Genomic DNA, 25568 nt, shown 5'->3' on the forward strand with positions numbered 1-25568 from the left:
CATGACCGATAGCAACTTCCGCCATATCACCGTGCTGCTCGACGAAGCCGTCGAGGGGTTGGCTGTGCGCGGTGATGGTCGTTATATGGACGGCACTTTCGGGCGTGGCGGGCACAGCCGGCTGATTCTGCAGAAGCTCGGGCCAGATGGGCGGCTCTTGGGGTTCGACAAGGATCCCCTGGCGATAGCCACCGGGGAAGCATTGGCGGCCGAAGACGGCCGCTTTGTCGTTGTGCAGCGCAGTTTTGCGGAACTTGGCGACGAAGCCGTTGTCCGCGGTATTTCCGGTCAGGTCTCCGGCATCCTGCTCGATCTCGGCGTGTCTTCGCCGCAGCTGGACGATCCCGAGCGTGGCTTCAGCTTTCTCAATGACGGCCCGCTGGACATGCGCATGAACCCGGACATCGGCGTCAGCGCGGCAGACTGGATCGCCACGGCGGCCGAAGACGAAATCGCCCGTGTGCTCAAGGATTATGGCGAAGAGCGTTTCGCCAAGCGTATGGCGCGCGCCGTGGTGCAGCGCCGCGCCGAGCAGCCGTTCACCCGTACTGCCGATCTGGCGCAGGTGCTTACCGTGGCCAATCCGGCCTGGGAAAAGGGCAAGAATCCGGCGACTCGTGCCTTCCAGGGCATTCGCATTCACGTCAACAACGAGCTCGGTGATCTCGAACGCGGCCTCGAAGCGGCGCTGGAAACGCTCGAGGTGGGTGGCCGTCTGGTCGTGATCAGCTTCCACTCGCTGGAAGACCGCATCGTCAAACAGTTCATGAAGCGTCAGGCCAAGGGCGAAGCGGACAAGCTGCCGCGTGACCTGCCGATCATTCCCAAGGCCTTCGAGCCGCGTCTGAAGCTGATCGGCAAGCCGGTCTACGCCGCTGAGGCCGAACTCAAGGCCAATCCGCGCTCGCGCAGCGCGGTGATGCGCATCGCGGAGAAGTTGCGGTGAGCCGCCGGCTGATCAAGTCCATGCCCAGCGGCAGCTTCCTGATGCTGCTGCTGTTCATCGCCGTCCTGGTTTCCGCTGTGGCGGTGTCTTACAGCGCGCATTGGAATCGTCTGCTGCTCAATGAGCTGTATGGCGAATTGAGCGTGCGCGACAAGTCGCAGGCCGAGTGGGGACGACTGATTCTCGAGCAAAGTACCTGGACCGCGCACAATCGCATCGAGGCGCTGGCCAGCGAACAGCTGAACATGCACATTCCTGACCCTGCCGCCGTGCGCATGGTGCGTCCATGATCGGGCTCGAAGGCGCACTCTATCCCTGGCGCTTCCGCCTGGTGCTGGTGCTGCTGGCGCTGATGGTCTGCGCCATCGCCTGGCGCATGCTCGACCTGCAGGTGCTCGACCATGACTTCCTCAAGGCGCATGGTGATGCCCGCAGCGTGCGACACATCCCGATTCCTGCGCACCGTGGTTTGATCACTGACCGTAATGGCGAGCCACTGGCCGTCAGTACCCCTGTCACCACGCTGTGGGCCAATGGCAAGGAATTGCAGGCCGGTCGTGAACAGTGGCCGGCGCTGGCTGCCGCACTCGGGCAGGATGCTGTCAGCTTCGCCGCGCGTCTTGAACAGAACAAGGAGCGCGAGTTCATGTATCTGGTGCGTGGCCTGACCCCGGAGAACGGTCAGCGTGTGCTGGATCTGAAAGTGCCGGGCGTTTATGCCATCGAAGAGTTCCGCCGCTTCTACCCAGCGGGTGAGGTGGCTGCCCATGTCGTCGGCTTCACCGACATCGACGACCGTGGGCGTGAAGGCATGGAGCTGGCTTACGAAGACTGGCTGGCTGGTGTGCCGGGCAAGCGTCAGGTGCTCAAGGATCGGCGTGGCAAGTTGATCAAGGACGTGCAGGTCGCGCAGAACGCCAAGGCTGGCAAGGCCTTGGCGTTGTCCATTGATCTGCGCCTGCAGTATCTGGCCCATCGCGAGCTGCGCAATGCGCTGCTGGAAAACGACGCCAAGGCTGGCAGCCTGGTGATGGTCGATGTGAAGACCGGTGAAGTGCTGGCGATGGTCAACCATCCCACCTACAACCCGAACAATCGCCGCAACCTGACCCCGGCCGCCATGCGCAACCGCGCCATGATCGACGTATTCGAGCCCGGCTCGACCATCAAGCCGCTGTCGATGGCTGCCGCGCTGGAAACGGGGCGCTGGAAGCCCAGTGACATCGTTCAGGTCGGTAACGGCACGCTGCAGATCGGTCGTTACACCATTCGTGACGTGTCCCGCACTCAGGGGCCGGCGCTGGACCTGACCGGCATTCTGATCAATTCCAGTAACGTCGGCATGAGCAAGGTTGCCTTCGATGTCGGCGGCGAGCAGTTGCATCATGTATTCAGCAATCTCGGCTTCGGCCGTGATACCGGGCTGGGCTTCCCCGGTGAGCGGGTGGGTAACCTGCCCAATCATCGCAAGTGGCGCGAGGCCGAAACGGCCACGTTGTCCTACGGCTATGGTCTGTCAGTCACGGCTGTGCAACTGGCCCATGCTTATGCAGCGCTGGCCAATGGCGGTGGGATGACGCCGCTGTCGATGATCCGCGTAGATGAGAAACCCAGTGCGATGCAGGTGGTTCCGACTGACGTGGCCAAAACCGTGCAAGGCATGCTGCAGCAGGTCATCGAAGCACCGCGTGGCGTGTTCCGCGCCCAGGTACCGGGTTACCACGTCGCGGGCAAGAGTGGCACCGCGCGCAAGACCAACTCTGGCGCCAAGGGCTACCAGACCAATTCCTACCGTTCCCTGTTCGCTGGCTTCGCTCCGGCACAGGACCCGCGCATCGCGCTGGTCGTGGTGATCGACGAACCTGGCAAGGGCGCTTATTACGGCGGCCTGATCTCTGCACCGGTGTTCAGCCGGGTGATGGCAGGTTCGCTACGTTTGATGAACATCGCGCCAGATAATCTGCCGCCGCCCGAGCAGAAGATGGCCGCCGTTGGTCAGGGGGGGCGCAACTGATGCCCATGTCGCTCAATCAATTGTTGCCTGCTGCCGAGAGCAGCGTGCTGATTCGTGAACTGACCCTGGATAGCCGCAAGGTGCGTCCGGGGGATCTGTTCCTGGCGGTGCCGGGTACCCAGCAGGATGGCCGCGTACATATCGCCGATGCCATTGCGCGCGGCGCTGCAGCAGTGGCCTTCGAGGCTGAAGGTGCTGCACCCATGCATGCTGAAAGTGCTGTGCTGGTGCCGGTCAAGGGGCTGGCTGGCCAGCTTTCGGCCATTGCCGGGCGCTTCTACGGTGAGCCGAGCCGCGCGTTGCACCTGATCGGTGTTACAGGTACCAACGGCAAGACCAGCGTCAGCCAGTTGTTGGCCCAGGCACTGGATCTACTTGGTCAGCGCTGTGGCAGCGTCGGTACCCTGGGTACCGGCTTCCATGGCGCGCTGGAGCAGGGCAAGCACACCACGCCCGATCCGGTCGGCGTGCAGGCCACCCTGGCTTCGCTCAAGCAGGCCGGTGCTCGTGCTGTGGCCATGGAGGTATCTTCCCATGGTCTGGACCAGGGGCGTGTTTCCGCGCTGGAGTTCGACGTGGCGGTGTTCACCAACCTGTCGCGTGATCACCTCGATTACCACGGCAGCATGCAAGCCTATGGTGCTGCCAAGGCCAAGCTGTTCTCCTGGCCGAATCTGCGTTGCCGGGTGATCAACCTGGATGACGCCTTTGGTCGTGAGCTGGCTGTGCAGGCGCACGAGTCGCGTCTGATCGGTTACAGCCTGAACGATGCCAGCGCCTTCCTTTATTGCAGCGAAGCGCACTTCGATGATCACGGTGTGCGTGCTCGTCTGGTGACGCCGCGTGGCGAAGGTATGCTGCGCAGCAATCTGCTCGGCCGTTTCAACCTCAGCAATCTGCTGGCGGTGGTCGGTGCGCTGTTGGGCCTGGACTACGCCCTCGACGAGATTCTCAAGGTCCTGCCGCAACTGCAGGGGCCTGCAGGTCGCATGCAACGCCTCGGTGGCGGCGACAAGCCGCTGGTGGTGGTCGATTACGCGCACACCCCGGATGCGTTGGAGAAGGTTCTCGAAGCCATGCGTCCGCATGTCGAAGGGCGTCTGGTCTGCCTGTTTGGTTGCGGCGGCGATCGTGACCGTGGCAAGCGTCCGCTGATGGCAGCAGTTGCCGAGCGCCTGGCCGATACGGTGTGGGTGACCGATGACAACCCGCGTACGGAAGCGCCGGCGCAGATCGTTGCCGATATCCGCGCAGGTTTTGCGGTGCCGGAGCAGGTGCAGTTCATTCACGGTCGTGGCGATGCCATCGCCCGACTGATCGCCCAGGCCGAAGCCGCCGATGTAGTGGTGCTGGCTGGCAAGGGCCATGAGGATTACCAGGAAATCATGGGCGTGCGTCAGCCGTTCTCCGATCTGATCGAAGCGAACAAGGCCCTGACGGCCTGGGAGGCAGCGCATGCTTAAGCCTTGGCTGCTCAGCGAAATCGCCGCCAACTTGAACGCACGCGTGATGGGCGCCGATGTCGCCTTCTCGTCCGTGGGCACTGACAGCCGTACCATCGCTGCTGGCCAACTGTTCGTGGCGCTGACTGGGCCGCGCTTCGACGGCCATGACTATCTGGCCGAGGTTGCCGCCAAGGGTGCGGTCGCCGCGCTGGTCGAGCGTGAAGTGGCGAATGCACCGTTGCCGCAATTGCTGGTGGCCGATACCCGCATGGCGCTCGGTCAACTGGGTGCGCTGAATCGGCAGGCCTTCACCGGCCCGCTGGCTGCAGTGACCGGTTCCAGTGGCAAGACCAGCGTCAAGGAAATGCTCGCGTCCATTCTGCGTGCCGGTCTCGGCGGCGCGGTCCTGGCCACTCGTGGCAATCTCAATAATGACCTCGGTGCGCCACTGACCCTGCTGGAACTGGCGCCTGAGCATCGCGCCGGGATGATCGAACTGGGCGCCAACCATGTTGGTGAGATCGCCTATACCGTCAGCCTGACCCGACCGCAGGTGGCGATCATCACCAATGCCGGCAATGCCCATGTCGGCGAGTTCGGCGGTCCGGAAAAGATCGTCGAGGCCAAGGGCGAGATTCTCGAAGGCCTGCCTAACGATGGCGTTGCCGTGCTCAACCTGGATGACAAGGCTTTCATCACCTGGCAGCGCCGCGCTGCCGGTCGCAAGGTGCTGAGCTTTGCCTTGCGCGACACCCGCGCCGACTTCCACGGCAGCGATCTGGCCCGCGACGAGCGTGGCTGCCAGGGTTTCACCCTGCGTAGCCCGGTCGGTAGCGCGCGCATCCAGCTCAACCTACTCGGCGAGCACAGCGTGGCCAATGCGCTGGCGGCCTGTGCTGCCGCTCATGCCCTGGGCATGCCGTTGGTCGCCATGGTCGAGGGGCTGGAAAGTCTGCAACCGGTCAAGGGCCGCGCCGTAGCGCAGCTGGCGCCGAATGGCGTGCGAGTCATCGATGACAGTTACAACGCCAACCCGGTGTCCATGTGTGCGGCGGTGGATATACTCGCCGGCTTCTCCGGTCGCACCGTTCTGGTGCTGGGAGACATGGGCGAGCTGGGCGAATGGGCCGAACAGGGTCATCGCGATGTCGGCCGCCATGCGTCCGGCAAGGTCGATGCACTGTATGCCGTTGGCCCGCTGATGCGCCATGCGGTCGAGGAGTTCGGCTCAAAAGGCCGTCACTTCGTCGATCAGGCCGAGCTTATCGAAGCACTGCGTGCCGAACAGGCCGGCAGCACACTACTAATCAAGGGTTCACGCAGCGCTGCCATGGACAAGGTCGTGGCGGCACTGTGTGGCGTATCTGGGGAGATTCACTAAATGCTGCTGCTGCTGGCGGAGTACCTGCAACAGTTCCACAAGGGCTTCGCGGTCTTTCAGTACCTGACCCTGCGCGGCATCCTCGGCGTGCTCACCGCCCTGGCGCTGTCGCTGTGGCTTGGCCCGTGGATGATCCGTACCCTGCAGATACGTCAGATCGGCCAGGCGGTGCGCCACGATGGCCCGCAGTCGCACCTGTCGAAAAAAGGCACGCCGACCATGGGCGGGGCGCTGATCCTCAGCGCCATCACCGTGAGCACCTTGCTCTGGGCCGACCTGTCCAACCGCTACGTCTGGGTGGTGCTGGCCGTGACCCTGGCGTTCGGCGCCATCGGTTGGGTCGATGACTACCGCAAGGTGATCGAGAAGAACTCGCGGGGGCTGCCGAGCCGCTGGAAGTATTTCTGGCAGTCGGTGTTCGGCCTTGCTGCTGCCGTCTTCCTTTATATGACTGCGCAGAACCCGGTGGAAACCACCCTGATCCTGCCGCTGCTGAAGGATGTCGCCATTCCCCTGGGCGCCGGCTTCGTGGTGCTGACCTACTTCGTCATCGTCGGTACCAGCAATGCGGTGAACCTCACCGATGGCCTCGACGGCCTGGCCATCCTGCCCACCGTTATGGTGGCCGGTGCTCTGGCGATTTTCTGCTACCTGTCGGGCAACGTGAACTTCGCCGAGTACCTGCTGATTCCCTACGTGCCGGGCGCCGGTGAGCTGATCGTGTTCTGCGCCGCGCTGGTTGGCGCCGGCCTGGGCTTTCTGTGGTTCAACACCTACCCGGCTCAGGTGTTCATGGGTGACGTCGGCGCGCTGGCGCTCGGCGCCGCGTTGGGCACCATCGCCGTGATCGTTCGCCAGGAAGTCGTGCTGTTCATCATGGGCGGGGTGTTCGTCATGGAAACCCTGTCGGTGATCATCCAGGTCGCCAGCTTCAAGCTGACCGGCAAGCGCGTATTCCGCATGGCGCCGATTCACCACCATTTCGAACTCAAGGGCTGGCCTGAGCCGCGCGTGATTGTCCGTTTCTGGATCATCACCGTGATTCTCGTGCTGATCGGCCTGGCCACCCTGAAACTGAGGTAATAGAGCGTGTCATTGATCGCTTCCGACCAGTTCCGCATCGTTGTCGGCCTCGGCAAGAGCGGCATGTCCCTGGTGCGCTTCCTGGCGCAGCAGGGCGTGCGCTTTGCCGTGGCCGACACGCGCGCGAACCCGCCGGAACTGGAGACGCTCAAGCGTGACTATCCGCAGGTGGAAGTACGTTGCGGCGAGCTGGACGTGGACTTCCTCTGCCGCGCCTCGGAACTGTACGTAAGCCCCGGCCTGGCCGTGGCGACTCCAGCGCTGGCCGAGGCCGCTGCGCGCGGGGTCAAGCTGTCCGGCGATATCGACCTGTTCGCCCGCCACGCCAAGGCACCGATCGTCGCCATCACCGGCTCCAACGCCAAGAGCACCGTCACCACCCTGGTCGGCGAGATGGCGGCCGCTGCCGGCAAGCGCGTCGCCGTGGGCGGCAACCTCGGTACGCCGGCGCTGGATCTGCTGTCCGATGATGTCGAGCTGTACGTGCTGGAGCTGTCCAGTTTCCAACTGGAGACCACCGATCAGCTCAATGCCGAAGTGGCGACCTGCCTGAACATCAGCGAAGACCACATGGACCGTTACAGCGGTCTGCCGGCCTATCACCTGGCCAAGCACCGGATCTTCCGTGGTGCCCGTCAGGTGGTGATCAATCGCGACGACGCGCTGTCGCGCCCGCTGATCGCCGACCAGGTGACCTGCTGGGAATTCGGCCTGGGCAAACCGGACTTCAAACGCTTCGGCCTGCTCGAGGACAACGGCGAGAAGTGCCTGGCGTTTCGCTTCGACGCGCTGCTGCCGGTGAGCGAGCTGAAGATTCGTGGCGCGCACAACCAGTCCAACGCCCTCGCAGCACTGGCGCTCGGTCATGCCGTTGGCCTGCCGATGGAGGCCATGCTGAGCTCCCTGCGTCAGTTCGCCGGTTTGCCGCATCGCTGCCAGTGGGTCGGTGAGCGCGCCGGGGTGAATTATTACGATGACTCCAAGGCCACCAACGTCGGAGCGGCATTGGCAGCCATCGAAGGCCTGGGCGCGGATATCGCCGGCAAGCTGGTGTTGATCGCCGGTGGCGATGGCAAGGGCGCAGATTTCACCGCGCTGAAGAATCCGGTCGCACGTTTCTGTCGTGCGGTGGTGCTCCTGGGGCGTGATGCTCAGCGCCTGGCCGACACCCTGGGCGACGCCGTACCGCAGGTGCGGGTAGCGAGTCTGGAGGAAGCGGTGCAGCGTTGCAGCGAGCTGGCCGAGGCCGGCGACGCCGTGCTGCTGTCGCCGGCCTGCGCCAGCCTGGACATGTTCAAGAACTTCGAAGAGCGCGGGCGGCTGTTCGCCCTGGCTGTGGAGGGGCTCGAATGATGCTGTCCTTCCTGCAGATTCGTCCCTCGCCGCTGCTGGGCCGCGGCCTCGATCTGGACTTCCCGCTGCTGGCCGGTTGCCTGGGCCTGCTCGGCCTCGGCCTGGTGATGATCGCTTCGGCGTCTTCGGAAGTGGCCGCGGCGCAGACCGGCAGCCCGCTCTATCACATGATTCGCCATCTGATTTACCTGGTGATCGGTCTCGGTGCCGCTGGCGTGGTGCTGATGGTGCCGATGAGCATCTGGCAGCGTTACGGCTGGATCATGCTGCTGGCGGCTTTCGCCCTGCTGGTGCTGGTGCTGGTGCCGGGAATCGGCCGTGAGGTCAACGGCGCACGGCGCTGGATCGGCTTCGGCGCCTTCAACGTGCAGCCGTCGGAAATCGCCAAGGTGTTCGTGGTGGTCTACCTGGCCGGCTACCTGGTGCGCCGCCAGGAAGAGGTGCGCGAGAGCTGGGCCGGCTTCTTCAAACCTTTCGTCGTGCTGCTGCCAATGGCCGGCCTGTTGCTGCTGGAGCCTGACTTCGGTGCCACCGTGGTGATGATGGGCTCGGCCATGGCCATGCTGTTCCTCGGCGGCGTCGGCCTGCTGCGCTTCGGCCTGATGGTGGCCCTGGCGGTCGGCGCGGTGTTCGTCCTGGTGCAGACCCAGGAATACCGTCTGCAGCGCCTGATCACTTTCACCGACCCCTGGGCCGACCAGTACGGCGCAGGCTACCAGCTGACCCAGGCACTGATCGCCTTTGGCCGCGGCGAGTGGTTCGGTGTTGGTCTGGGCAACAGTATTCAGAAGCAATTCTACCTGCCGGAAGCCCACACCGACTTCGTCTTCTCGGTGCTGGCCGAGGAGCTCGGTCTGGTTGGCGCGCTGGCCACCCTGGGGCTGTTCGTCTTCGTCAGCGTGCGTGCGCTGTACGTCGGTCTGTGGGCCGAGAAGGCCAAGCAATTCTTCTCCGCCTATGTCGCCTACGGTCTGGCGTTCCTGTGGATCGGTCAGTTCCTGATCAATATCGGCGTGAACACCGGTCTGTTGCCGACCAAGGGCCTGACCCTGCCGTTCCTCAGCTACGGCGGCTCGTCGCTGGTGATCTGCTGTGTGAGTCTGGCGCTGCTACTGCGTATCGAGTGGGAGCGGCGCAACATTCTGGGTAACGAGGACGTGGATTTCACCGAAGCGGATTTTGCCGAGGAGGTCAGTCATGCGCGGTAATGTGCTGATCATGGCCGGCGGCACCGGTGGTCACGTATTCCCGGCGCTGGCCTGCGCGCACGAGTTCCATGCGCGCGGTTACGCCGTGCACTGGTTGGGCACGCCGCGTGGTATCGAGAACGAACTGGTCCCGCAGGCCGGCCTGCCGCTGCACCTGATCAACGTCAGCGGCCTGCGTGGCAAGGGCAGGCTGTCCTTGCTCAAGGCGCCGTTCCAGCTGCTGCGTTCGTTGCTGCAGGCTCGTCGCATCGTGCGTGAACTGCAGCCAGTGTGCGTGCTCGGTATGGGCGGTTATGTCACCGGTCCCGGCGGTCTGGCCGCGCGCATGGCCGGTGTGCCGCTGGTGATTCATGAACAGAATGCCGTGGCCGGTACTGCCAATCGTCTGCTGTCGCGCATCGCCACGCGCATCTGCGAGGCTTTCCCGAACACTTTCGCGGTTTCCGACAAGCGCCGCACCACTGGCAACCCGGTGCGTGAGGAGCTGTTCCTGGAAACGCCGCGCGAGCCGCTGGCCGGTCGCAAGCCGAAACTGCTGGTGCTGGGCGGCAGCCTGGGTGCCGAGCCGCTGAACAAATTACTGCCTGCCGCGCTGGGGAAAATCCCCGCTGACCTGCGTCCGCAGGTGTTCCATCAGGCCGGCAAGCAACATGCCGAAATCACTGCGGAGCGTTATCGCGATGCCGCGGTCGAAGCCGAGGTCGCGCCTTTCATCAAGGACATGGCTCGTGCTTATGGCTGGGCCGATCTGGTGGTTTGCCGCGCCGGCGCGCTGACTGTCAGCGAACTGGCCGCAGCCGGTCTGCCGTCGTTTCTCGTGCCACTGCCGCACGCCATCGACGACCACCAGAGCCGCAATGCCGAATATCTGGCGAAGGAGGGCGCCGCTGTCCTTCTTGCGCAACATGCCACTGACGCGGACACGCTCGCCGCGCAGCTCACCGAGGTTCTGATGCACCTGGAAAAACTCAATGTCATGGGCGCCACCGCGCGTCGCCTGGCCAAGCCCGATGCCACCCGCACGGTGGTCGACATTTGCCAGGAGGTGATGCGTGGCTAAGTCTCCCGCTGCGGTCAAAGCCGAAGTTCGGCGCATGCGCCGTATCCGCCGCATCCATTTCGTCGGTATCGGCGGCGTGGGCATGTGCGGCATCGCCGAAGTGCTGCTGAACCTGGGATACGAAGTATCCGGCTCCGACCTAAAGGCCTCGGCCGTCACTGAGCGCCTGAAGAGTTTCGGCGCACAGATCTTCATCGGTCATGCTGCCGAGAATGCTGAGCAAGCCGATGTACTGGTGGTATCCAGTGCCGTCAACACCAGCAACCCGGAAGTCGCCACCGCGCTGGAGCGGCGTATCCCGGTGGTGCCGCGTGCCGAGATGCTCGCCGAGTTGATGCGCTACCGTCACGGCATCGCCGTGGCCGGCACCCATGGCAAGACCACCACCACCAGTCTGCTGGCGTCGGTGTTCGCCGCCGGTGGTCTTGACCCGACCTTCGTCATCGGTGGGCGGCTGAATGCGGCCGGCACCAATGCCCAGCTCGGCTCCAGCCGCTTCCTGATCGCCGAAGCCGATGAGAGCGATGCCAGCTTCCTGCATCTACAGCCCATGGTCTCGGTGGTCACCAATATCGACGCCGATCACATGAGCACCTACGGCGGCGACTTCAACAGGCTGAAGAAGACCTTCATCGAGTTCCTGCACAACCTGCCGTTCTATGGTCTGGCCGTGCTTTGCGTGGACGACCCGGTGGTGCGCGAGCTGCTGCCGCAGGTTGGCCGCCCGACCATGACCTACGGCTTCGCTGAAGACGCCGACGTGCGTGCGATCAACGTGCGCCAGGAAGGCATGCGCACCTACTTCACCGTGCTGCGCCCGGACTGCGAGCCGCTCGACGTGTCGGTGAACATGCCGGGCAACCACAACGTACTCAACGCCCTGGCGACCATCGCCATCGCCACCGACGAAGGCATCGACGATGCCGCCATTGTCAGCGGCCTGTCGGGCTTCCAGGGTGTCGGCCGGCGCTTTCAGGTCTACGGCGAACTGCCGGTGGACGGTGGCAGCGTGATGCTGGTCGACGACTACGGCCATCATCCGCGTGAAGTGGCTGCAGTGATCAAGGCCGTGCGTGGCGGCTGGCCGGAGCGTCGCCTGGTGATGGTCTACCAGCCGCACCGCTACAGCCGTACCCGTGATCTGTACGACGACTTCGTGCAGGTGCTCGGCGAAGCCAACGTGCTGCTGCTGGTGGAAGTCTATCCGGCTGGCGAAGAGCCGATCCCGGGCGCTGACAGCCGCCAGCTGTGCCACAGCATCCGTCAGCGTGGCCAGCTCGATCCGATCTATGTCGAGCGCGGTGCCGACCTGGCTCCGCTGCTCAAACCGCTGCTGCGTACCGGCGACATCCTGCTGTGCCAGGGCGCGGGCGATATCGGCGCAGTGGCACCGCAACTGATCAAACACCCGCTGTTCGTAGGGGAGTCGAAATGAGTTTGCACAGTACCCTCGATCCCAAGGCCTTCGGTCGCGTCGCCGTGTTGTTCGGCGGCAAGAGCGCCGAGCGCGAGGTGTCGCTGAAATCCGGCAACGCCGTGCTCAGCGCCCTGCAGGCCGGTGGTGTGGACGCCTTCGGCATCGACGTGGGTGATGATTTCCTGCAGCGCCTGAATCGCGAGAAGATCGACCGCGCCTTTATCGTGCTGCACGGCCGTGGTGGCGAAGATGGCTCCATGCAGGGCCTGCTCGAGTGCGCCGGCATTCCCTACACCGGCAGCGGCATCCTGGCCTCTGCGCTGGCGATGGACAAGCTGCGCACCAAACAGGTTTGGCACAGCCTCGGCCTGCCGACGCCGCGCCATGCCGTGCTGACCTCGCGGGCTGACTGCGAGGCTGCTGCCACTGAGCTGGGCTTCCCGCTGATCGTCAAACCGGCGCATGAAGGTTCCAGCATCGGCATGGCCAAGGTCGAGAGCGTCGAGGCGCTGATCGCTGCCTGGCAGGACGCCGCGCGCTACGACAGCCAGGTGCTGGTCGAGCAGTGGATCGCCGGCCCCGAATACACCATCGCCGTGCTGCGTGGCGAGGTGCTGCCGCCCATCGGGCTCGGCACGCCGCACACGTTCTACGACTACGACGCCAAGTACCTGGCCGATGACACCCAGTACCGCATTCCCAGCGGCCTGTCCGCCGAGAAGGAAGCCGAGCTCAAGGAGCTGACTGCGCGTGCCTGCGAGGCCGTGGGCACTCAGGGTTGGGCGCGTGCCGATGTGATGCAGGATGCCAGTGGCCAGTTCTGGCTGTTGGAAGTGAACACCGTACCGGGCATGACCGATCACAGCCTGGTACCGATGGCCGCGCGTGCTGCCGGTCTGGATTTCCAGCAACTGGTGCTGGCGATCCTGGCTGACAGCGTCGAGGCGAGGGGTTAAGCGATGAGCATCGCCCTGCGTCATCAGGACTCGCTGAGGGCTCCGCAACGCGGCAAGCCCGCGCCGCGTGGCGCCAGCCGTCTGGTGGCCAAGGAGCCGATGCGTCTGCGCATGCCCAAGGCGGATTTCTCTTGGGTGGGACGGCTGCTCTGGCCGCTGGTGCTGGTCGGTCTGGGTTTTGGCGCGTACGAGGGGGCGCTGCGCCTGCTGCCTTACGCCGACCGCCCGATCGCGCGCATCAGCGTGCAGGGTGATCTGGCTTATGTCAGTCAGCAGGCGGTGCAGCGGCGGATCGCACCGTACATCGAGGCGAGCTTCTTCAGCGCTGACCTGCGCGGCATGCGCGAAGAGCTCGAGCGCATGCCTTGGATCGCCCACGCCGAAGTGCGTCGCGTCTGGCCGGATCAGATCGACGTGCGCCTGGAAGAACAGCTGCCCATCGCCCGTTGGGGCGACGAGGCACTGCTCAACAACCAGGGGCAGGCGTTCGCGCCACAGGAGCTGGACAACTATCAGCATCTGCCGCAGCTGTCCGGCCCGAAGCGGGCGCAGCCGAAGGTGATGCAGCAGTATCAGATGCTCAGTCAGCTGCTGCGGCCGATGGGCTTCACCGTGGTCGGGCTGCAGTTGCGCGAGCGCGGCAGCTGGTTCCTCTCTGCCACCGAGAATGCCAGCGGCCAGCGCATCGACATCCTGCTGGGACGTGATCACGTGGTGGAAAAAATGCGTCGTTTCGCCGCCATCTATGAGCGGGAGTTGAAAGAACAAAGCGCGAACATCGCGCGCATCGACCTGCGTTATGCCAACGGCCTGGCCGTGGCCTGGCGTGAGCCGGTGGAGCCGGCTACGGCCGAGCAGAAAGTGAATTGAGGAGAGGCAGGACTAAATGAATAGCGCGCAGAGCGGCAAGATGATCGTTGGCCTGGACATCGGCACCTCCAAGGTGGTGGCGCTGGTGGGTGAGGTGACGGCCGACGGCCAGCTGGAAATCGTCGGTATCGGCACTCATCCGTCGCGCGGGCTGAAGAAGGGCGTGGTGGTCAATATCGAATCCACCGTGGCCTCGATTCAGCGTGCTGTGGAAGAAGCGCAACTGATGGCTGGCTGCCGCATTCACTCGGCGTTCGTCGGTGTGGCCGGCAATCACATCCGCAGCCTGAACAGCCACGGCATCGTTGCCATTCGTGATCGCGAAGTGAGCCCGGCCGACATCGAGCGTGTGCTCGATGCCGCGCAGGCTGTCGCTATCCCGGCTGACCAGCGTGTACTGCACACCCTGGCGCAGGACTATGTGATCGACAACCAGGAGGGCGTGCGCGAGCCGCTGGGCATGTCCGGCGTGCGCCTGGAGGCCAAGGTGCACGTGGTGACCTGCGCCGTGAACGCTGCGCAGAACATCGAGAAGTGCGTGCGCCGCTGCGGCCTGGAAGTCGACGACATCATCCTCGAGCAGCTGGCTTCGGCTTACTCGGTGCTGACCGAGGACGAGAAGGAACTGGGCGTGTGCCTGGTGGACATCGGCGGCGGCACCACCGATATCGCCATCTTCACCGAAGGCGCCATTCGCCACACCGCGGTGATCCCGATTGCCGGTGACCAGGTCACCAACGACATCGCTATGGCCCTGCGTACGCCTACCCAGTACGCCGAGGAAATCAAGATTCGCTACGCCTGCGCCCTGGCCAAACTGGCCGGTGCTGGCGAAACCATCAAGGTGCCCAGCGTTGGTGACCGTCCGCCGCGCGACCTCTCGCGTCAGTCCCTGGCCGAAGTGGTCGAGCCGCGTTACGACGAGCTGTTCACCCTGGTTCAGGCCGAGCTGCGTCGCAGCGGTTACGAAGACCTGATCCCGGCCGGCATCGTCATGACCGGCGGCACGGCGAAGATGGAAGGTGCGGTCGAGCTGGCCGAGGAAATTTTCCACATGCCGGTTCGACTGGGCGTACCGCACAGCGTCAAGGGCATGGGCGACGTGGTGCGCAACCCGATTTATTCCACCGGTGTGGGTTTGCTGTTGTACGGGCTGCAAAAGCAGAACGACGGCATTTCCATGTCGGTGGGCAGTCCTTACCAGGACGAAAGCAAAACCCCGGTACTCGAACGCATCAAGCGTTGGGTACAAGGCAATTTCTAAATTTGCAGTAGGCGTTACAACTAGAAAGGAAGGAGAGGGATCATGTTCGAACTAGTAGATAACATTCCGCAAAGCGCGGTTATCAAAGTAATCGGTGTCGGTGGTGGCGGCGGCAACGCAGTCAATCACATGGCGATCAGCAACATCGAGGGTGTCGAGTTCATCTGCGCCAATACCGATGCGCAGGCGCTGAAGAACATCGGCGCACGTACCGTGCTGCAGCTTGGCCCGGGCGTGACCAAGGGCCTGGGTGCTGGCGCCAATCCGGAAGTCGGTCGTCAGGCCGCGCTGGAAGATCGCGAGCGCATCGCCGAAGTGCTTGCCGGCACCGACATGGTGTTCATCACTACCGGCATGGGTGGTGGTACCGGTACCGGCGCTGCGCCGGTGATCGCCGAGGTGGCCAAGGAACTGGGCATTCTCACCGTGGCCGTGGTGACCCGTCCGTTCCCGTTCGAGGGCAAGAAGCGCATGGTCATCGCCGATGAAGGCATCCGCGCGCTGTCCGAGAGTGTCGACTCGCTGATCACCATCCCTAACGAAAAACTGCTGACCATCCTCGGTAAGGACGCCAGCCTGCTGTCCGCCTTCGCCAAGGCTGACGACGTGCTGGCTGGTGCGGTGCGCGGCATCTCCGACATCATCAAGCGTCCGGGCATGATCAACGTCGACTTCGCCGACGTGAAGACCGTGATGAGCGAGATGGGCATGGCCATGATGGGCACCGGCTGCGCCAGCGGTCCGAACCGTGCGCGTGAAGCGACCGAGGCGGCGATCCGCAACCCGCTGCTGGAAGACGTAAATCTGCAGGGCGCGCGCGGCATCCTGGTGAACATCACTGCCGGTCCTGACCTGTCGCTGGGTGAGTACTCCGACGTCGGCAACATCATCGAACAGTTCGCTTCCGAGCACGCCACCGTCAAGGTCGGCACCGTGATCGACGCCGACATGCGCGACGAACTGCACGTCACTGTGGTCGCTACCGGTCTCGGCGCGCGCATGGAGAAGCCGGTGAAGGTGGTCGACAACACCGTTCAGGTCGCCGTCAGCCAGCCTGTTGCCCAGCAGCCTGCCGCGCAGCCGCGCAGCGAGCAGTCGGTCAACTACAAGGACTACGAGCGTCCGACCGTGCAGCGCCAGAGCCATGGCGGTGCGGCCACTGCAGCCAAGCTCAATACCCAGGATGACCTCGATTACCTGGATATTCCGGCTTTCCTGCGTCGCCAGGCTGATTGATGGAATTTATCAGGAGTATATGGGTGATTGGTGTTCAGCAAAGGTCGGTTCTGCTATCATTCCCGACCATTGTTGAAAACAGTTCGCAACTAGCGATATAGCGGCCAAGCCATGATCAGACAACGCACCCTGAAGAACATCATCCGTGCCACCGGCGTTGGCCTGCATTCGGGGGAGAAGGTTTACCTGACCCTGAAGCCGGCTCCGGTGGATACCGGTATCGTGTTTCGTCGTACCGACCTCGACCCAGTCGTGGAAATCCGCGCGCTGGCCGGGAATGTCGGTGAAACCACCATGTCGACTACGTTGATCAATGGTGATGTCAAGGTGGATACGGTAGAGCACCTGCTTTCGGCCATGGCAGGCCTGGGCATCGATAACGCCTACGTCGAGCTCTCCGCGTCCGAAGTGCCGATCATGGATGGCAGTGCTGGTCCCTTTGTATTCCTGATTCAATCCGCTGGCCTGCAGGAGCAGGAAGCGCCGAAGAAGTTCATCCGCATCCTGCGTGAGGTGACTGTGGAGGAGGGCGACAAGCGCGCCACCTTCGTGCCTTTCGACGGTTTCAAGGTGAGCTTCGAGATCGACTTCGATCACCCCGTGTTCCGCAATCGCACGCAGAGCGCCAGTGTGGATTTCTCCAGCACGTCTTTCGTCAAGGAAGTCAGCCGGGCCCGCACCTTCGGCTTCATGCGTGACATCGAGTTCCTGCGTTCGCAGAACCTGGCACTCGGTGGCAGTGTGGAAAACGCTATCGTGGTCGACGAATATCGCGTGCTCAACGAAGACGGCCTGCGTTACGAGGACGAATTCGTCAAACACAAGATTCTCGACGCCATCGGTGACCTGTACCTGCTGGGTAACAGCCTGATCGGCGAGTTCAAGGGCTTCAAGTCTGGTCACGCACTGAACAATCGTTTGCTGCGTACGTTGATCGAGCAGACCGATGCCTGGGAAATGGTGACCTTCGAGGACGCCAAGCTCGCACCGATCTCTTACATGCGCCCGGTTGCGGCGGTGTAAACGCACTCTCTTTCCAGCTTCAATTGAGGCCACCTTCGGGTGGCCTTTTTTGTGCTGTGGTGTTTGGCGTGAAGGCGCTGTTCAGGAGAATTTATGGCGCCATTTGTCTGACGGGTGCGGCGAAGTGAAGCACGTCGACGAACGGGGGGAAGGTGTTATTCGCCTTTCTGCGTATGACTGGCCAGGCGCTCAAGTGCCGCGCGCAGCCTGGGGTCGCTGATGCCTTCGGCTGTTGCCTGGATGCTTTGCGCGGCGCTATCTGACAAGTGCAAGGTGCGACCGGTTCCACGATTCTGGCCGCCTCGAGGTTGCACCTTGAACATGATTTTCGTTAAGGTCGCGAATTCTTCGAGTGCCTGTAGTTGTCGTTGCAGTCTTCTTTGCTGATAACGCAGGCGTGTTGCCCAGTGGCCATCGGTCACTATCAATAGCAAACAGCCGTCGCGCCAGGACGCTACATGACAGTGTTCCCGGGCGGCGGGTTGCAGCTGGCTATCGACAAGACGCTGCAGGTGAGTCAGGCGTTGCGCCTGACCGAACAGCGCTTTCAGGGGCTTGGCTTCGCGTAACAGCTTAGCGGGTGCCTGGGCCGGCAAGGGACGAAACGTCATGGCAGGAAGCCTTAAGTTGCAGAGTCGCCATGGTAGCAGAGCGTGCTGCCGGCCTGTGTTCTGCGAAAAGGGGAAGCCATGCATATCATCTTGCTAAATAGCCGTCACGGTTCGGCGCGAACGATCCATCTGGACCTGCGCTGGTTGCTGCTGTCGGTTGTCCTGCTGCTGGTCCTGAGCCTTGCAGCCGGTGCTGCAATGGGCGCCAAGTGGTTGACCGCCGAACCGGTGGTCGACACCTCGCTGGTCGAAGCGCTTGACCAGCAGCGTGAGCAGGTCGGCGCAGTGCGTCAGGACGCGCAACGTCAGCTCGACGCATTCGCCGTACACGTGGCGGATTTGCAGGCGCGCCTCACCCGTCTCGATGCGCTCGGTGAACGTCTCACTGAACTGGCTGAGCTTGACGCTGGAGAGTTCGACTTCTCCCTCAGTGTCGGTCAGGGCGGTGCCGAAGATGCGCTAGGTGCTTCGGCCTATGCGCCACCACCTTTCATGAACACGCTGGATGATCTGGCACTGCGCGTGGAGAGTCGTGAGCAACAGTTGGAAGTGCTGGAGCAACTGCTTGGCGAGCGCCGCCTGAACGAAGCCGAAACCCTGTCCGGTCGCCCGGTTTTGCACGGTTATGTGTCGTCACCTTTCGGCCGTCGCGTGCATCCACTGACCGGTCGCACCAGTGTCCACAAGGGCATCGATTTCGCAGCCAAGCCTGGCAGTGACGTAGTTTCGGTCGCTGCTGGCGTAGTGACCTTTTCCGGCAGGAAGAACGGTTACGGCAATACCGTGGAAATCAGTCACGCGGATGGCTACGTTACGCTCTACGCTCACAATCAGAGCAACACCGTGCAGATCGGTGATCTGGTGCAGCGCGGCCAGGTCATCGCCAAGGTCGGTCGCAGTGGTCGCTCCACCGGTTATCACGTGCATTTCGAAGTCAGCAAGGATGGCCGACAGGTCAATCCCGCTCTTTATATCGCGCGCGCCAACGGCGTCGAGTAACTCTGGGGCGCTGGCTGGCCTTGAATTGCCAGCATTCATCCCCATATAAAGTTTCACGTCGCGCCCCTGGCTAACCGGGATGCGCGGCCTGCGCCATCACACGGCAGCAACGGGCTGACAACGTCACTTTCCTCCCTGAGTTTTCCGGGTAGAATGCCCCCTTCGCCCGCAGCCATGCTGGCTGCCAGGTCGCGATTTGCGCCGACCTCCATCCATTCGCCGGAAGATCCTGTCGATATGTTTGCGCCTCTGTTTAAAAAACTTTTCGGAAGCAAGAATGAGCGTGAAGTCAAACGCTTGCTCAAGGCGGTGCAGTCCGTCAACGTCCTCGAAGAGCAGATGATCGCCCTCTCGGACGAGCAACTGCGTGGCAAGACCGAAGAGTTCAAGGGCCGTCTGGCTCAGGGCGAAACCCTCGACAAGCTGCTTCCCGAAGCCTTCGCTGTGGCCCGTGAGGCCGGCAAGCGGGTGATGGGCATGCGCCACTTCGATGTGCAGTTGATCGGCGGCATGACTCTGCACGAAGGCAAGATCGCCGAGATGCGTACTGGTGAGGGCAAGACGCTCGTAGGTACCCTGGCGGTCTACCTCAACGCACTGTCCGGCAAGGGCGTGCACGTGGTCACGGTCAACGAATACCTGGCTCGCCGCGACGCCAACTGGATGCGTCCGCTGTATGAATTCCTCGGCCTTACCGTGGGTATCGTCACCCCCTTCCAGCCGCCGGAAGAGAAGCGCGCCGCCTATGCCGCCGACATCACCTACGGCACCAACAACGAATTCGGTTTCGACTACCTGCGTGACAACATGGCCTTCAGCCTGGAAGACAAATTCCAGCGTGAGCTGAATTTCGCCGTGATCGACGAAGTCGACTCCATCCTCATCGACGAAGCCCGTACTCCGCTGATCATCTCCGGTCAGGCCGAAGACAGCTCCAAGCTGTACATCGAGATCAACAAGCTGATCCCGCGCCTCAAGCAGCACATCGAGGAAGAGGAAGGCGTGGTGACTCAGGAAGGTCACTACAAGGTCGACGAGAAATCGCGCCAGGTCGAACTCAACGAGGCCGGTCACCAGTACGTCGAGGAGATGCTCACCACTGCCGGTCTGCTGGCCGAAGGTGAAAGCCTCTACTCCGCGCACAACCTCGGCCTGCTGACCCACGTGTATGCTGGCCTGCGTGCGCACAAGCTGTTCAACCGCAATGTCGAGTACATCGTGCAGAACGGCCAGGTGATCCTGATCGACGAGCACACCGGCCGTACCATGCAGGGTCGTCGCCTTTCCGAGGGGCTGCACCAGGCCATCGAGGCGAAGGAGGGAGTGAATATCCAGGCCGAGAGCCAGACTCTGGCCTCGACTACCTTCCAGAACTACTTCCGCCTCTACAACAAGCTGTCCGGCATGACCGGTACCGCCGATACCGAGGCATTCGAATTCCGTCAGATCTATGGTCTGGACGTGATGGTGATCCCGACCAACAAGCCGGTCGCGCGCAAGGACTTCAACGACCTGGTCTATCTGACCCAGGAAGAGAAGTACCAAGCGATCATCGCCGACATCAAGGATTGCCAGGCCCAGGGCCGTCCGATTCTGGTCGGTACCGCCACCATCGAAACGTCCGAGTACGTCAGCCAGTTGCTGGACAAGGAAGGCATCGAGCACAAGGTGCTCAACGCCAAGTTCCACGACAAGGAAGCCGAGATCATCGCCCAGGCCGGTCGTCCGGGGGCGCTGACCATCGCCACCAACATGGCGGGCCGTGGTACCGACATCCTCCTCGGTGGCAACTGGGAAGTGGAAGTCGCGGCGCTGGAAAACCCCACCGACGAGCAGATCGCGCAGATCAAGACCGAGTGGCAGAAGCGTCACCAGCAGGTGATCGAAGCGGGTGGCCTGCACGTGATCGCCTCCGAGCGCCACGAGTCGCGTCGTATCGACAACCAGCTGCGTGGTCGTGCCGGCCGTCAGGGCGATCCGGGTTCCAGCCGCTTCTACCTGTCGCTGGAAGACAACCTGATGCGTATCTTCGCCTCGGATCGGGTGAAGAACTTCATGAAGGCCCTCGGCATGCAGTCTGGCGAGGCCATCGAGCACCGTATGGTCACCAACGCCATCGAGAAGGCTCAGCGCAAGGTCGAAGGGCGTAACTTCGACATGCGTAAGCAACTGCTCGAATTCGACGACGTGGCCAACGAGCAGCGCAAAGTGATCTATCACATGCGCAACAGCCTGCTGGCTGCCGAGAGCGTTGGCGACACCATCGCCGAGTTCCGCGAGGAGGTGCTGACCGCAGCGGTCAACAACCATATTCCGCCGCAGTCGATGCCAGAACAGTGGGACGTGTCGGGCCTGGAGTCGACGCTGCAAAGCGACTTCGGCATCAAGCTGCCTATCCAGCAGTGGCTGGATGAAGATGACAAACTGTACGAAGAAACCCTGCGTGAGCGCATCCTTGCCGAACTGCTGAGCGCATACAACGAGAAGGAAACCCAGGCCAGCGCCGAGGCCCTGCGTACCTTCGAGAAGCAGATTCTGCTGCGCGTGCTGGACGACCTGTGGAAAGACCACCTGTCGACCATGGACCACCTGCGTCACGGCATCCACCTGCGTGGTTATGCACAGAAGAACCCGAAGCAGGAATACAAGCGCGAGTCCTTCGCCCTGTTCCAGGAACTGCTGGAGTCGATCAAGCGCGACGCCATCCGCGTGCTCAGTCACGTTCAGGTGCGTCGCGAAGACCCGGCGGAAGAAGAAGCCCGACTGCGTCGCGAAGCCGAAGCCATGGCCGAGCGCATGCAGTTCCAGCACGCCGATGCTTCGGCCCTGGCAGCTGAAGAGAGCAATGGCGAAGAGGGCGACGTCGCCATGGCCACAGCACCGGTACGCGCCGAGCAGAAGGTCGGCCGCAACGAGCCGTGCCCTTGCGGTTCGGGCAAGAAGTACAAGCACTGCCACGGTCAGATCGGCTGATCATGGCAGCTACGCGCCGCTAAAGGCGCTTGCAGTAGAGAGGGCTTCGGCTATGCTGTCGCCGCCCTCGATGACGCCGCGACGGCTCTGCCGCTCGCGGCGTTTTACCATCTTTCAGACCGCCTGGCGGTCGGCAACGTCTCACAAGGAGCTCACCTTATGGCTGTTGGTCTTGGCCCGCTGTCTACCCTGCACCCGGTTCCTGGTTTCGAGTTGGGCATCGCCTCAGCCGGTATCAAGCGTCCCGGGCGCAAGGATGTGGTGGTGATGCGTTGTGCAGAAGGTTCGCGCATCGCCGGTGTGACCACCACCAACGCCTTCTGCGCGGCCCCTGTGCTGGTCACTCGCGAGCGTCTGGGTGGTGAAGTGCGCTACCTGCTGACCAACACCGGCAATGCCAATGCCGGCACCGGCGCCGATGGCCTGGCCCGTGCGCGCCGTGCCTGTGCGCGGCTGGCCGAGCTGACCGGTGTGACCGAAAACGCCGTGCTGCCGTTCTCCACCGGTGTGATCGGAGAGCCGCTGCCGGTCGAGAAGATCGAGTCCGCGCTGCAGGCTGCGCTGGATGATCTCAAGGCCGACAACTGGGAAGCAGCGGCCACCGGCATCATGACCACCGACACCCTGCCCAAGGGCGCCAGCCGGCAGTTCCAGCACGATGGTGTGACCATCACCGTCACCGGTATCTCCAAGGGCGCCGGCATGATCCGCCCGAACATGGCCACCATGCTCGGCTACATCGCCACTGACGCCAAGGTGGCCCGGGGCGTGCTGCAGGATCTGGTGCGCGACGCGGCGAACAAGTCGTTCAACCGCATCACCATCGATGGTGACACTTCCACCAATGACTGCTGCATGCTGATCGCTACCGGCCAGGCTGCGTTGGCGGAAATCACCGAGGCCTCCGGTGAGTTGTTCGCCAAGCTCAAGCAGGCTGTGTTCGAGGTATTCATGGAAGTGGCTCAGGCCATCGTCCGTGACGGCGAGGGTGCGACCAAGTTCGTTACCGTACAGGTCAACGGCGGTGGCACGCATCAGGAGTGCCTGGACGTGGCCTACGCCGTGGCCCATTCACCGCTGATCAAGACCGCGCTGTTCGCCTCCGATCCGAACTGGGGGCGTATCCTGGCTGCCGTTGGCTACGCAGGCGTGCCGCAGCTGGACGTGAGCAAGATCGACGTGTTTCTCGGCGAAGTCTGCATCGCCAGCAAGGGCTGCCGTGCGGCCACCTACACCGAAGAACAGGGCGCGGCGGTGATGGCCCGTGAGGAAATCACCATCCGTATCGAACTTGGCCGCGGCAGCTGCAGCGAGACCATCTGGACCACTGACCTGTCCCACGAGTACGTCAAGATCAACGCCGAATATCGCACCTGATCGAGTCCTGCTCGTCCGTATTCCCGCGCCTCATGCCCCCATGACGCGCGGGAATTTGCTATTCGGGGTGCAGGCTTTTAACGTCGAGCGACTTCATTCCCGAGGACGCGCGAGATGGCCCTGAAACTGGTAATTGGCGACAAGAACTATTCCTCCTGGTCGTTGCGCGCCGCTCTGGCAGTCGAGCTGGCTGGCGTGGAGTGTGACGAGGTGCTGGTGCGTCTGTATCAGCCCGATAGTCGTGCGCAACTGCTGCTTCATTCGCCCACCGGCAAGGTGCCGGTTCTGCTGACTGAGCAAGGGCCGGTGTGGGATTCCCTGGCGATAGCCGAGTATCTGGCCGAGTGCTATCCCGAAGCGCAGCTGTGGCCGCAGGATCGTCAGGCCCGCGCCTTGGCGCGTAGCGTCTGTGCGGAGATGCACAGCGGCTTCAGCGCTCTGCGTAGCCACCTGCCGATGGACCTGGCGCGTGACAAGGCGTTGCTCGAGCTACCGGACGCGGCGCAGGCCGATATCGACCGCATTTGCGCGATCTGGGCCGGCTGCCGCGAGCGCTTCGCCAGCACCGGCAACTATCTGTTCGGTCAGGCCAGCATCGCCGATGCCTTCTATGCACCGGTCGCCGCGCGTCTGCGCAGTTATCATGTGGTGCTGCCGACAGCGGCAGCGGCCTATGTCGAAACCATCTATCGCTGGCCGGCATTCCAACGCTGGTATCAGGCGGCATTGCAGGAGGTAAAGGGGTGAAACGCGTTCATGTCGCAGCAGCGGTGATTCGGGGTGCCGATGGACGCATCCTGATCGCCAGGCGCCCGCAGGACAAGCACCAGGGCGGTCTGTGGGAATTTCCCGGCGGCAAGGTGGAGGAGGGCGAGGCCGTGCGCGTCGCCCTCGATCGCGAGCTGGAGGAGGAACTGGGTATTCGTCCGCAGGCTGCGCGCCCGCTGATCCAGATTCGCCACGATTATCCGGACAAGCAGGTGTTGCTGGACGTCTGGGAAGTCTCGGCCTTCAGTGGCGAGCCGCATGGCGCGGAAGGCCAGCCATTGGCCTGGGTCAACGAGCGACAGTTGCTGGAGTACGAGTTTCCCGCCGCGAACAAACCCATAGTCGCCGCCGCGCGCCTGCCCGAGCGCTACCTGATCACCCCGGATGGCCTGCAGCCGAGTGAGCTACTCGCCGGCATCCGCAGCGCCCTGGCGCAGGGCGTGCGACTGATTCAACTGCGTGCGCCGAACATGTTCGACCCGCAATACCGCGACCTGGCTGTCGATGTGCAGGGCCTGTGTGCCGGCAAGGCACAACTGATGCTCAAAGGGCCGCTGGAGTGGCTGGGAGACTTTCCTGCGGCCGGCTGGCACCTGACCGCCGAGCAACTGCGCAAGTACGCCGCTGGTGGCCGCCCGTTCCCTGAGGATCGCTGGTTGGCTGCGTCCTGCCACAATGCCGAGGAGCTGGCGCTGGCCATGCAGATGGGCGTGGACTTCGCCACCTTGTCCCCAGTGCAGGCGACTGCGACTCATCCTGAAGCGCAGCCGCTCGGCTGGGACGCCGCGCGCGAGATGCTGACCCATTTCAACCTGCCGGCTTATCTGCTGGGCGGCGTAGGCCCGACGGATATCGAGCGCGCCTGGCAGGTTGGCGCCCAAGGTGTGGCCGGTATCCGCGCGTTCTGGCCGTAGTAGGGGCGGCGCGGGCACCGAGCTGGCCGGGGTAGGGTGCGCTGTGCGCACCGAGCAGTAATCGCAGCATTGCGGATGCGCAAAGCTTCTGGCCCTAAGGTTTGTTGGCCGCCTTCCACAGCACTTCAGCGATGCCCTGGCGCTTGGCGATCAGGCGGGCAGCGACGAACAGCAGGTCGGAGAGGCGGTTGACGTAGGCCAGGCCTTCACCGCGCAATGGCTCGACGGCATTGAGGTGCTGGCAGCGACGTTCACTGCTGCGCGCGAAGCTGCGGCAGACATGGGCCTGGGCAATCAGCCTGGAGCCGCCGGGCAGGATGAAGTTTTCCAGCGGCCCTACCTCTTCGTTCCAGCTGTCGATGGCGGCTTCGAGTCGTTCCACCTCCACCTGCTGCAGGGCCTGATATTCGGGCATCGCCAGTTCGCCACCCAGGTCGAACAGGCGATGCTGGCAGGGCCTCAGCACCTCGCTGATTTCCTTCAGGTCTGGCCAGGTCGTGGCGGCCTCGTCGAGTTCGGCCAGTAGCAGGCCGAGCTGGCTGTTGAGCGTGTCCAGCTCGCCGATGGCCTCGATACGTGGATGGTCCTTGCCGACCCGGCGGCCGTCGGCCAGGCCGGTCTCCCCCTTGTCGCCGGTACGGGTATAGATCTTGGAGAGTCGAAAGCCCAT

Annotated in this window: 22 protein-coding genes; 20 read left to right on the forward strand and 2 right to left on the reverse strand. The window is 63.2% G+C overall.

What is annotated here, in order from left to right; all coding sequences use genetic code 11:
• Position 1 precedes the first annotated feature (1 nt).
• From rsmH to lpxC, 15 genes are all read left to right on the forward strand, one after another.
• The gene (rsmH, locus tag GV002_RS17000) at positions 2-946 is read left to right on the forward strand and encodes a 16S rRNA (cytosine(1402)-N(4))-methyltransferase RsmH (protein WP_160019504.1); all 945 of its coding nucleotides are present in this window, start codon (positions 2-4) and stop codon (positions 944-946) included.
• Positions 943-1236 carry a cell division protein FtsL gene (gene ftsL, locus GV002_RS17005; protein ID WP_160019505.1) on the forward strand — a complete coding sequence of 98 codons (294 nt, stop codon included), beginning with the start codon at positions 943-945 and terminating at the stop codon, positions 1234-1236. Before rsmH ends, ftsL begins: the two co-directional genes overlap by 4 nt.
• Positions 1233-2960, forward strand: coding sequence for a peptidoglycan D,D-transpeptidase FtsI family protein (locus tag GV002_RS17010; protein ID WP_160019506.1), 1728 nt, complete (start codon positions 1233-1235; stop codon positions 2958-2960). Before ftsL ends, GV002_RS17010 begins: the two co-directional genes overlap by 4 nt.
• Positions 2960-4423: a UDP-N-acetylmuramoyl-L-alanyl-D-glutamate--2,6-diaminopimelate ligase gene (locus GV002_RS17015; RefSeq protein ID WP_160019507.1), complete on the forward strand. Its 1464-nt coding sequence runs from the start codon at positions 2960-2962 to the stop codon at positions 4421-4423. Before GV002_RS17010 ends, GV002_RS17015 begins: the two co-directional genes overlap by 1 nt.
• Entirely contained in the window at positions 4416-5786 is a 1371-nt protein-coding gene (gene murF, locus GV002_RS17020; RefSeq protein WP_160019508.1) for a UDP-N-acetylmuramoyl-tripeptide--D-alanyl-D-alanine ligase, read from the forward strand. The genes GV002_RS17015 and murF overlap by 8 nt, the downstream gene beginning before the upstream one ends.
• The gene (gene mraY, locus GV002_RS17025) at positions 5787-6869 is read left to right on the forward strand and encodes a phospho-N-acetylmuramoyl-pentapeptide-transferase (protein WP_160019509.1); all 1083 of its coding nucleotides are present in this window, start codon (positions 5787-5789) and stop codon (positions 6867-6869) included.
• 6 nt (positions 6870-6875) lie between these two features.
• The gene (murD, locus tag GV002_RS17030) at positions 6876-8222 is read left to right on the forward strand and encodes a UDP-N-acetylmuramoyl-L-alanine--D-glutamate ligase (RefSeq protein WP_160019510.1); all 1347 of its coding nucleotides are present in this window, start codon (positions 6876-6878) and stop codon (positions 8220-8222) included.
• Positions 8222-9430, forward strand: coding sequence for a putative lipid II flippase FtsW (ftsW, locus tag GV002_RS17035; protein ID WP_160020191.1), 1209 nt, complete (start codon positions 8222-8224; stop codon positions 9428-9430). Before murD ends, ftsW begins: the two co-directional genes overlap by 1 nt.
• Positions 9420-10490 carry an undecaprenyldiphospho-muramoylpentapeptide beta-N-acetylglucosaminyltransferase gene (gene murG / locus GV002_RS17040; RefSeq protein WP_160019511.1) on the forward strand — a complete coding sequence of 357 codons (1071 nt, stop codon included), beginning with the start codon at positions 9420-9422 and terminating at the stop codon, positions 10488-10490. The genes ftsW and murG overlap by 11 nt, the downstream gene beginning before the upstream one ends.
• A gap of 34 nt (positions 10491-10524) precedes the next feature.
• Entirely contained in the window at positions 10525-11925 is a 1401-nt protein-coding gene (gene murC / locus GV002_RS17045) for a UDP-N-acetylmuramate--L-alanine ligase (protein ID WP_218580348.1), read from the forward strand.
• Positions 11922-12863: a D-alanine--D-alanine ligase gene (locus GV002_RS17050; protein WP_160019513.1), complete on the forward strand. Its 942-nt coding sequence runs from the start codon at positions 11922-11924 to the stop codon at positions 12861-12863. The genes murC and GV002_RS17050 overlap by 4 nt, the downstream gene beginning before the upstream one ends.
• A gap of 3 nt (positions 12864-12866) precedes the next feature.
• Positions 12867-13733: a cell division protein FtsQ/DivIB gene (locus GV002_RS17055; RefSeq protein ID WP_160019514.1), complete on the forward strand. Its 867-nt coding sequence runs from the start codon at positions 12867-12869 to the stop codon at positions 13731-13733.
• A 16-nt stretch (positions 13734-13749) separates the two neighbouring features.
• Positions 13750-14997, forward strand: a complete 1248-nt coding sequence (ftsA, locus tag GV002_RS17060; RefSeq protein ID WP_160019515.1) for a cell division protein FtsA — start codon at positions 13750-13752, stop codon at positions 14995-14997.
• A 42-nt stretch (positions 14998-15039) separates the two neighbouring features.
• Complete coding sequence (gene ftsZ, locus GV002_RS17065; protein ID WP_160019516.1) at positions 15040-16233, forward strand: cell division protein FtsZ; 1194 nt, start codon at positions 15040-15042, stop codon at positions 16231-16233.
• Positions 16234-16344: 111 nt separating this feature from the next.
• Entirely contained in the window at positions 16345-17256 is a 912-nt protein-coding gene (gene lpxC, locus GV002_RS17070; RefSeq protein ID WP_013714156.1) for a UDP-3-O-acyl-N-acetylglucosamine deacetylase, read from the forward strand.
• 155 nt (positions 17257-17411) lie between these two features.
• On the opposite strand, the gene GV002_RS17075 is transcribed toward lpxC, so the two are convergent.
• Positions 17412-17867: a DUF721 domain-containing protein gene (locus tag GV002_RS17075; RefSeq protein WP_160019517.1), complete on the reverse strand. Its 456-nt coding sequence runs from the start codon at positions 17865-17867 to the stop codon at positions 17412-17414.
• Positions 17868-17945: 78 nt separating this feature from the next.
• On the opposite strand from GV002_RS17075, the gene GV002_RS17080 reads away from it, so the two are divergent.
• The 5 genes from GV002_RS17080 (at position 17946) to GV002_RS17100 (ending at position 24898) form a co-directional block, all read left to right on the forward strand.
• Positions 17946-18866, forward strand: a complete 921-nt coding sequence (locus GV002_RS17080) for a M23 family metallopeptidase (protein WP_160019518.1) — start codon at positions 17946-17948, stop codon at positions 18864-18866.
• Between the two features lie 237 nt (positions 18867-19103).
• Positions 19104-21839 (forward strand): preprotein translocase subunit SecA, encoded by a 2736-nt coding sequence (secA, locus tag GV002_RS17085; protein WP_160019519.1) that lies wholly within the window; start codon positions 19104-19106, stop codon positions 21837-21839.
• Between the two features lie 159 nt (positions 21840-21998).
• Positions 21999-23216: a bifunctional glutamate N-acetyltransferase/amino-acid acetyltransferase ArgJ gene (argJ, locus tag GV002_RS17090; RefSeq protein ID WP_160019520.1), complete on the forward strand. Its 1218-nt coding sequence runs from the start codon at positions 21999-22001 to the stop codon at positions 23214-23216.
• A gap of 114 nt (positions 23217-23330) precedes the next feature.
• The gene (locus GV002_RS17095) at positions 23331-23963 is read left to right on the forward strand and encodes a glutathione S-transferase family protein (protein ID WP_160019521.1); all 633 of its coding nucleotides are present in this window, start codon (positions 23331-23333) and stop codon (positions 23961-23963) included.
• Positions 23960-24898 carry a Nudix family hydrolase gene (locus GV002_RS17100; protein WP_160019522.1) on the forward strand — a complete coding sequence of 313 codons (939 nt, stop codon included), beginning with the start codon at positions 23960-23962 and terminating at the stop codon, positions 24896-24898. The genes GV002_RS17095 and GV002_RS17100 overlap by 4 nt, the downstream gene beginning before the upstream one ends.
• A 94-nt stretch (positions 24899-24992) precedes the next feature.
• Here the strand turns inward: GV002_RS17100 and GV002_RS17105 are convergent, their stop codons facing one another.
• Complete coding sequence (locus tag GV002_RS17105) at positions 24993-25568, reverse strand: cob(I)yrinic acid a,c-diamide adenosyltransferase (RefSeq protein WP_160019523.1); 576 nt, start codon at positions 25566-25568, stop codon at positions 24993-24995.

The sequence above is a fragment of the Pseudomonas sp. 8O genome (assembly GCF_902506495.1).
Classification (GTDB): domain Bacteria; phylum Pseudomonadota; class Gammaproteobacteria; order Pseudomonadales; family Pseudomonadaceae; genus Aquipseudomonas; species Aquipseudomonas chaetocerotis.

Excerpts from the sequence above, each read along its gene's own strand:
- rsmH (WP_160019504.1), top strand. The coding sequence starts at position 2 with ATGACCGATAGCAACTTCCGCCATATCACCGTGCTGCTCGACGAAGCC.
- GV002_RS17010 (WP_160019506.1), top strand. The coding sequence starts at position 1,233 with ATGATCGGGCTCGAAGGCGCACTCTATCCCTGGCGCTTCCGCCTGGTG.
- GV002_RS17015 (WP_160019507.1), top strand. The coding sequence starts at position 2,960 with ATGCCCATGTCGCTCAATCAATTGTTGCCTGCTGCCGAGAGCAGCGTG.
- murF (WP_160019508.1), top strand. The coding sequence starts at position 4,416 with ATGCTTAAGCCTTGGCTGCTCAGCGAAATCGCCGCCAACTTGAACGCA.
- mraY (WP_160019509.1), top strand. The coding sequence starts at position 5,787 with ATGCTGCTGCTGCTGGCGGAGTACCTGCAACAGTTCCACAAGGGCTTC.
- ftsW (WP_160020191.1), top strand. The coding sequence starts at position 8,222 with ATGCTGTCCTTCCTGCAGATTCGTCCCTCGCCGCTGCTGGGCCGCGGC.
- murG (WP_160019511.1), top strand. The coding sequence starts at position 9,420 with ATGCGCGGTAATGTGCTGATCATGGCCGGCGGCACCGGTGGTCACGTA.
- murC (WP_218580348.1), top strand. The coding sequence starts at position 10,525 with ATGCGCCGTATCCGCCGCATCCATTTCGTCGGTATCGGCGGCGTGGGC.
- GV002_RS17050 (WP_160019513.1), top strand. The coding sequence starts at position 11,922 with ATGAGTTTGCACAGTACCCTCGATCCCAAGGCCTTCGGTCGCGTCGCC.
- GV002_RS17055 (WP_160019514.1), top strand. The coding sequence starts at position 12,867 with ATGAGCATCGCCCTGCGTCATCAGGACTCGCTGAGGGCTCCGCAACGC.
- ftsA (WP_160019515.1), top strand. The coding sequence starts at position 13,750 with ATGAATAGCGCGCAGAGCGGCAAGATGATCGTTGGCCTGGACATCGGC.
- ftsZ (WP_160019516.1), top strand. The coding sequence starts at position 15,040 with ATGTTCGAACTAGTAGATAACATTCCGCAAAGCGCGGTTATCAAAGTA.
- lpxC (WP_013714156.1), top strand. The coding sequence starts at position 16,345 with ATGATCAGACAACGCACCCTGAAGAACATCATCCGTGCCACCGGCGTT.
- GV002_RS17075 (WP_160019517.1), bottom strand. The coding sequence starts at position 17,867 with ATGACGTTTCGTCCCTTGCCGGCCCAGGCACCCGCTAAGCTGTTACGC.
- GV002_RS17080 (WP_160019518.1), top strand. The coding sequence starts at position 17,946 with ATGCATATCATCTTGCTAAATAGCCGTCACGGTTCGGCGCGAACGATC.
- secA (WP_160019519.1), top strand. The coding sequence starts at position 19,104 with ATGTTTGCGCCTCTGTTTAAAAAACTTTTCGGAAGCAAGAATGAGCGT.
- argJ (WP_160019520.1), top strand. The coding sequence starts at position 21,999 with ATGGCTGTTGGTCTTGGCCCGCTGTCTACCCTGCACCCGGTTCCTGGT.
- GV002_RS17095 (WP_160019521.1), top strand. The coding sequence starts at position 23,331 with ATGGCCCTGAAACTGGTAATTGGCGACAAGAACTATTCCTCCTGGTCG.
- GV002_RS17105 (WP_160019523.1), bottom strand. The coding sequence starts at position 25,568 with ATGGGCTTTCGACTCTCCAAGATCTATACCCGTACCGGCGACAAGGGG.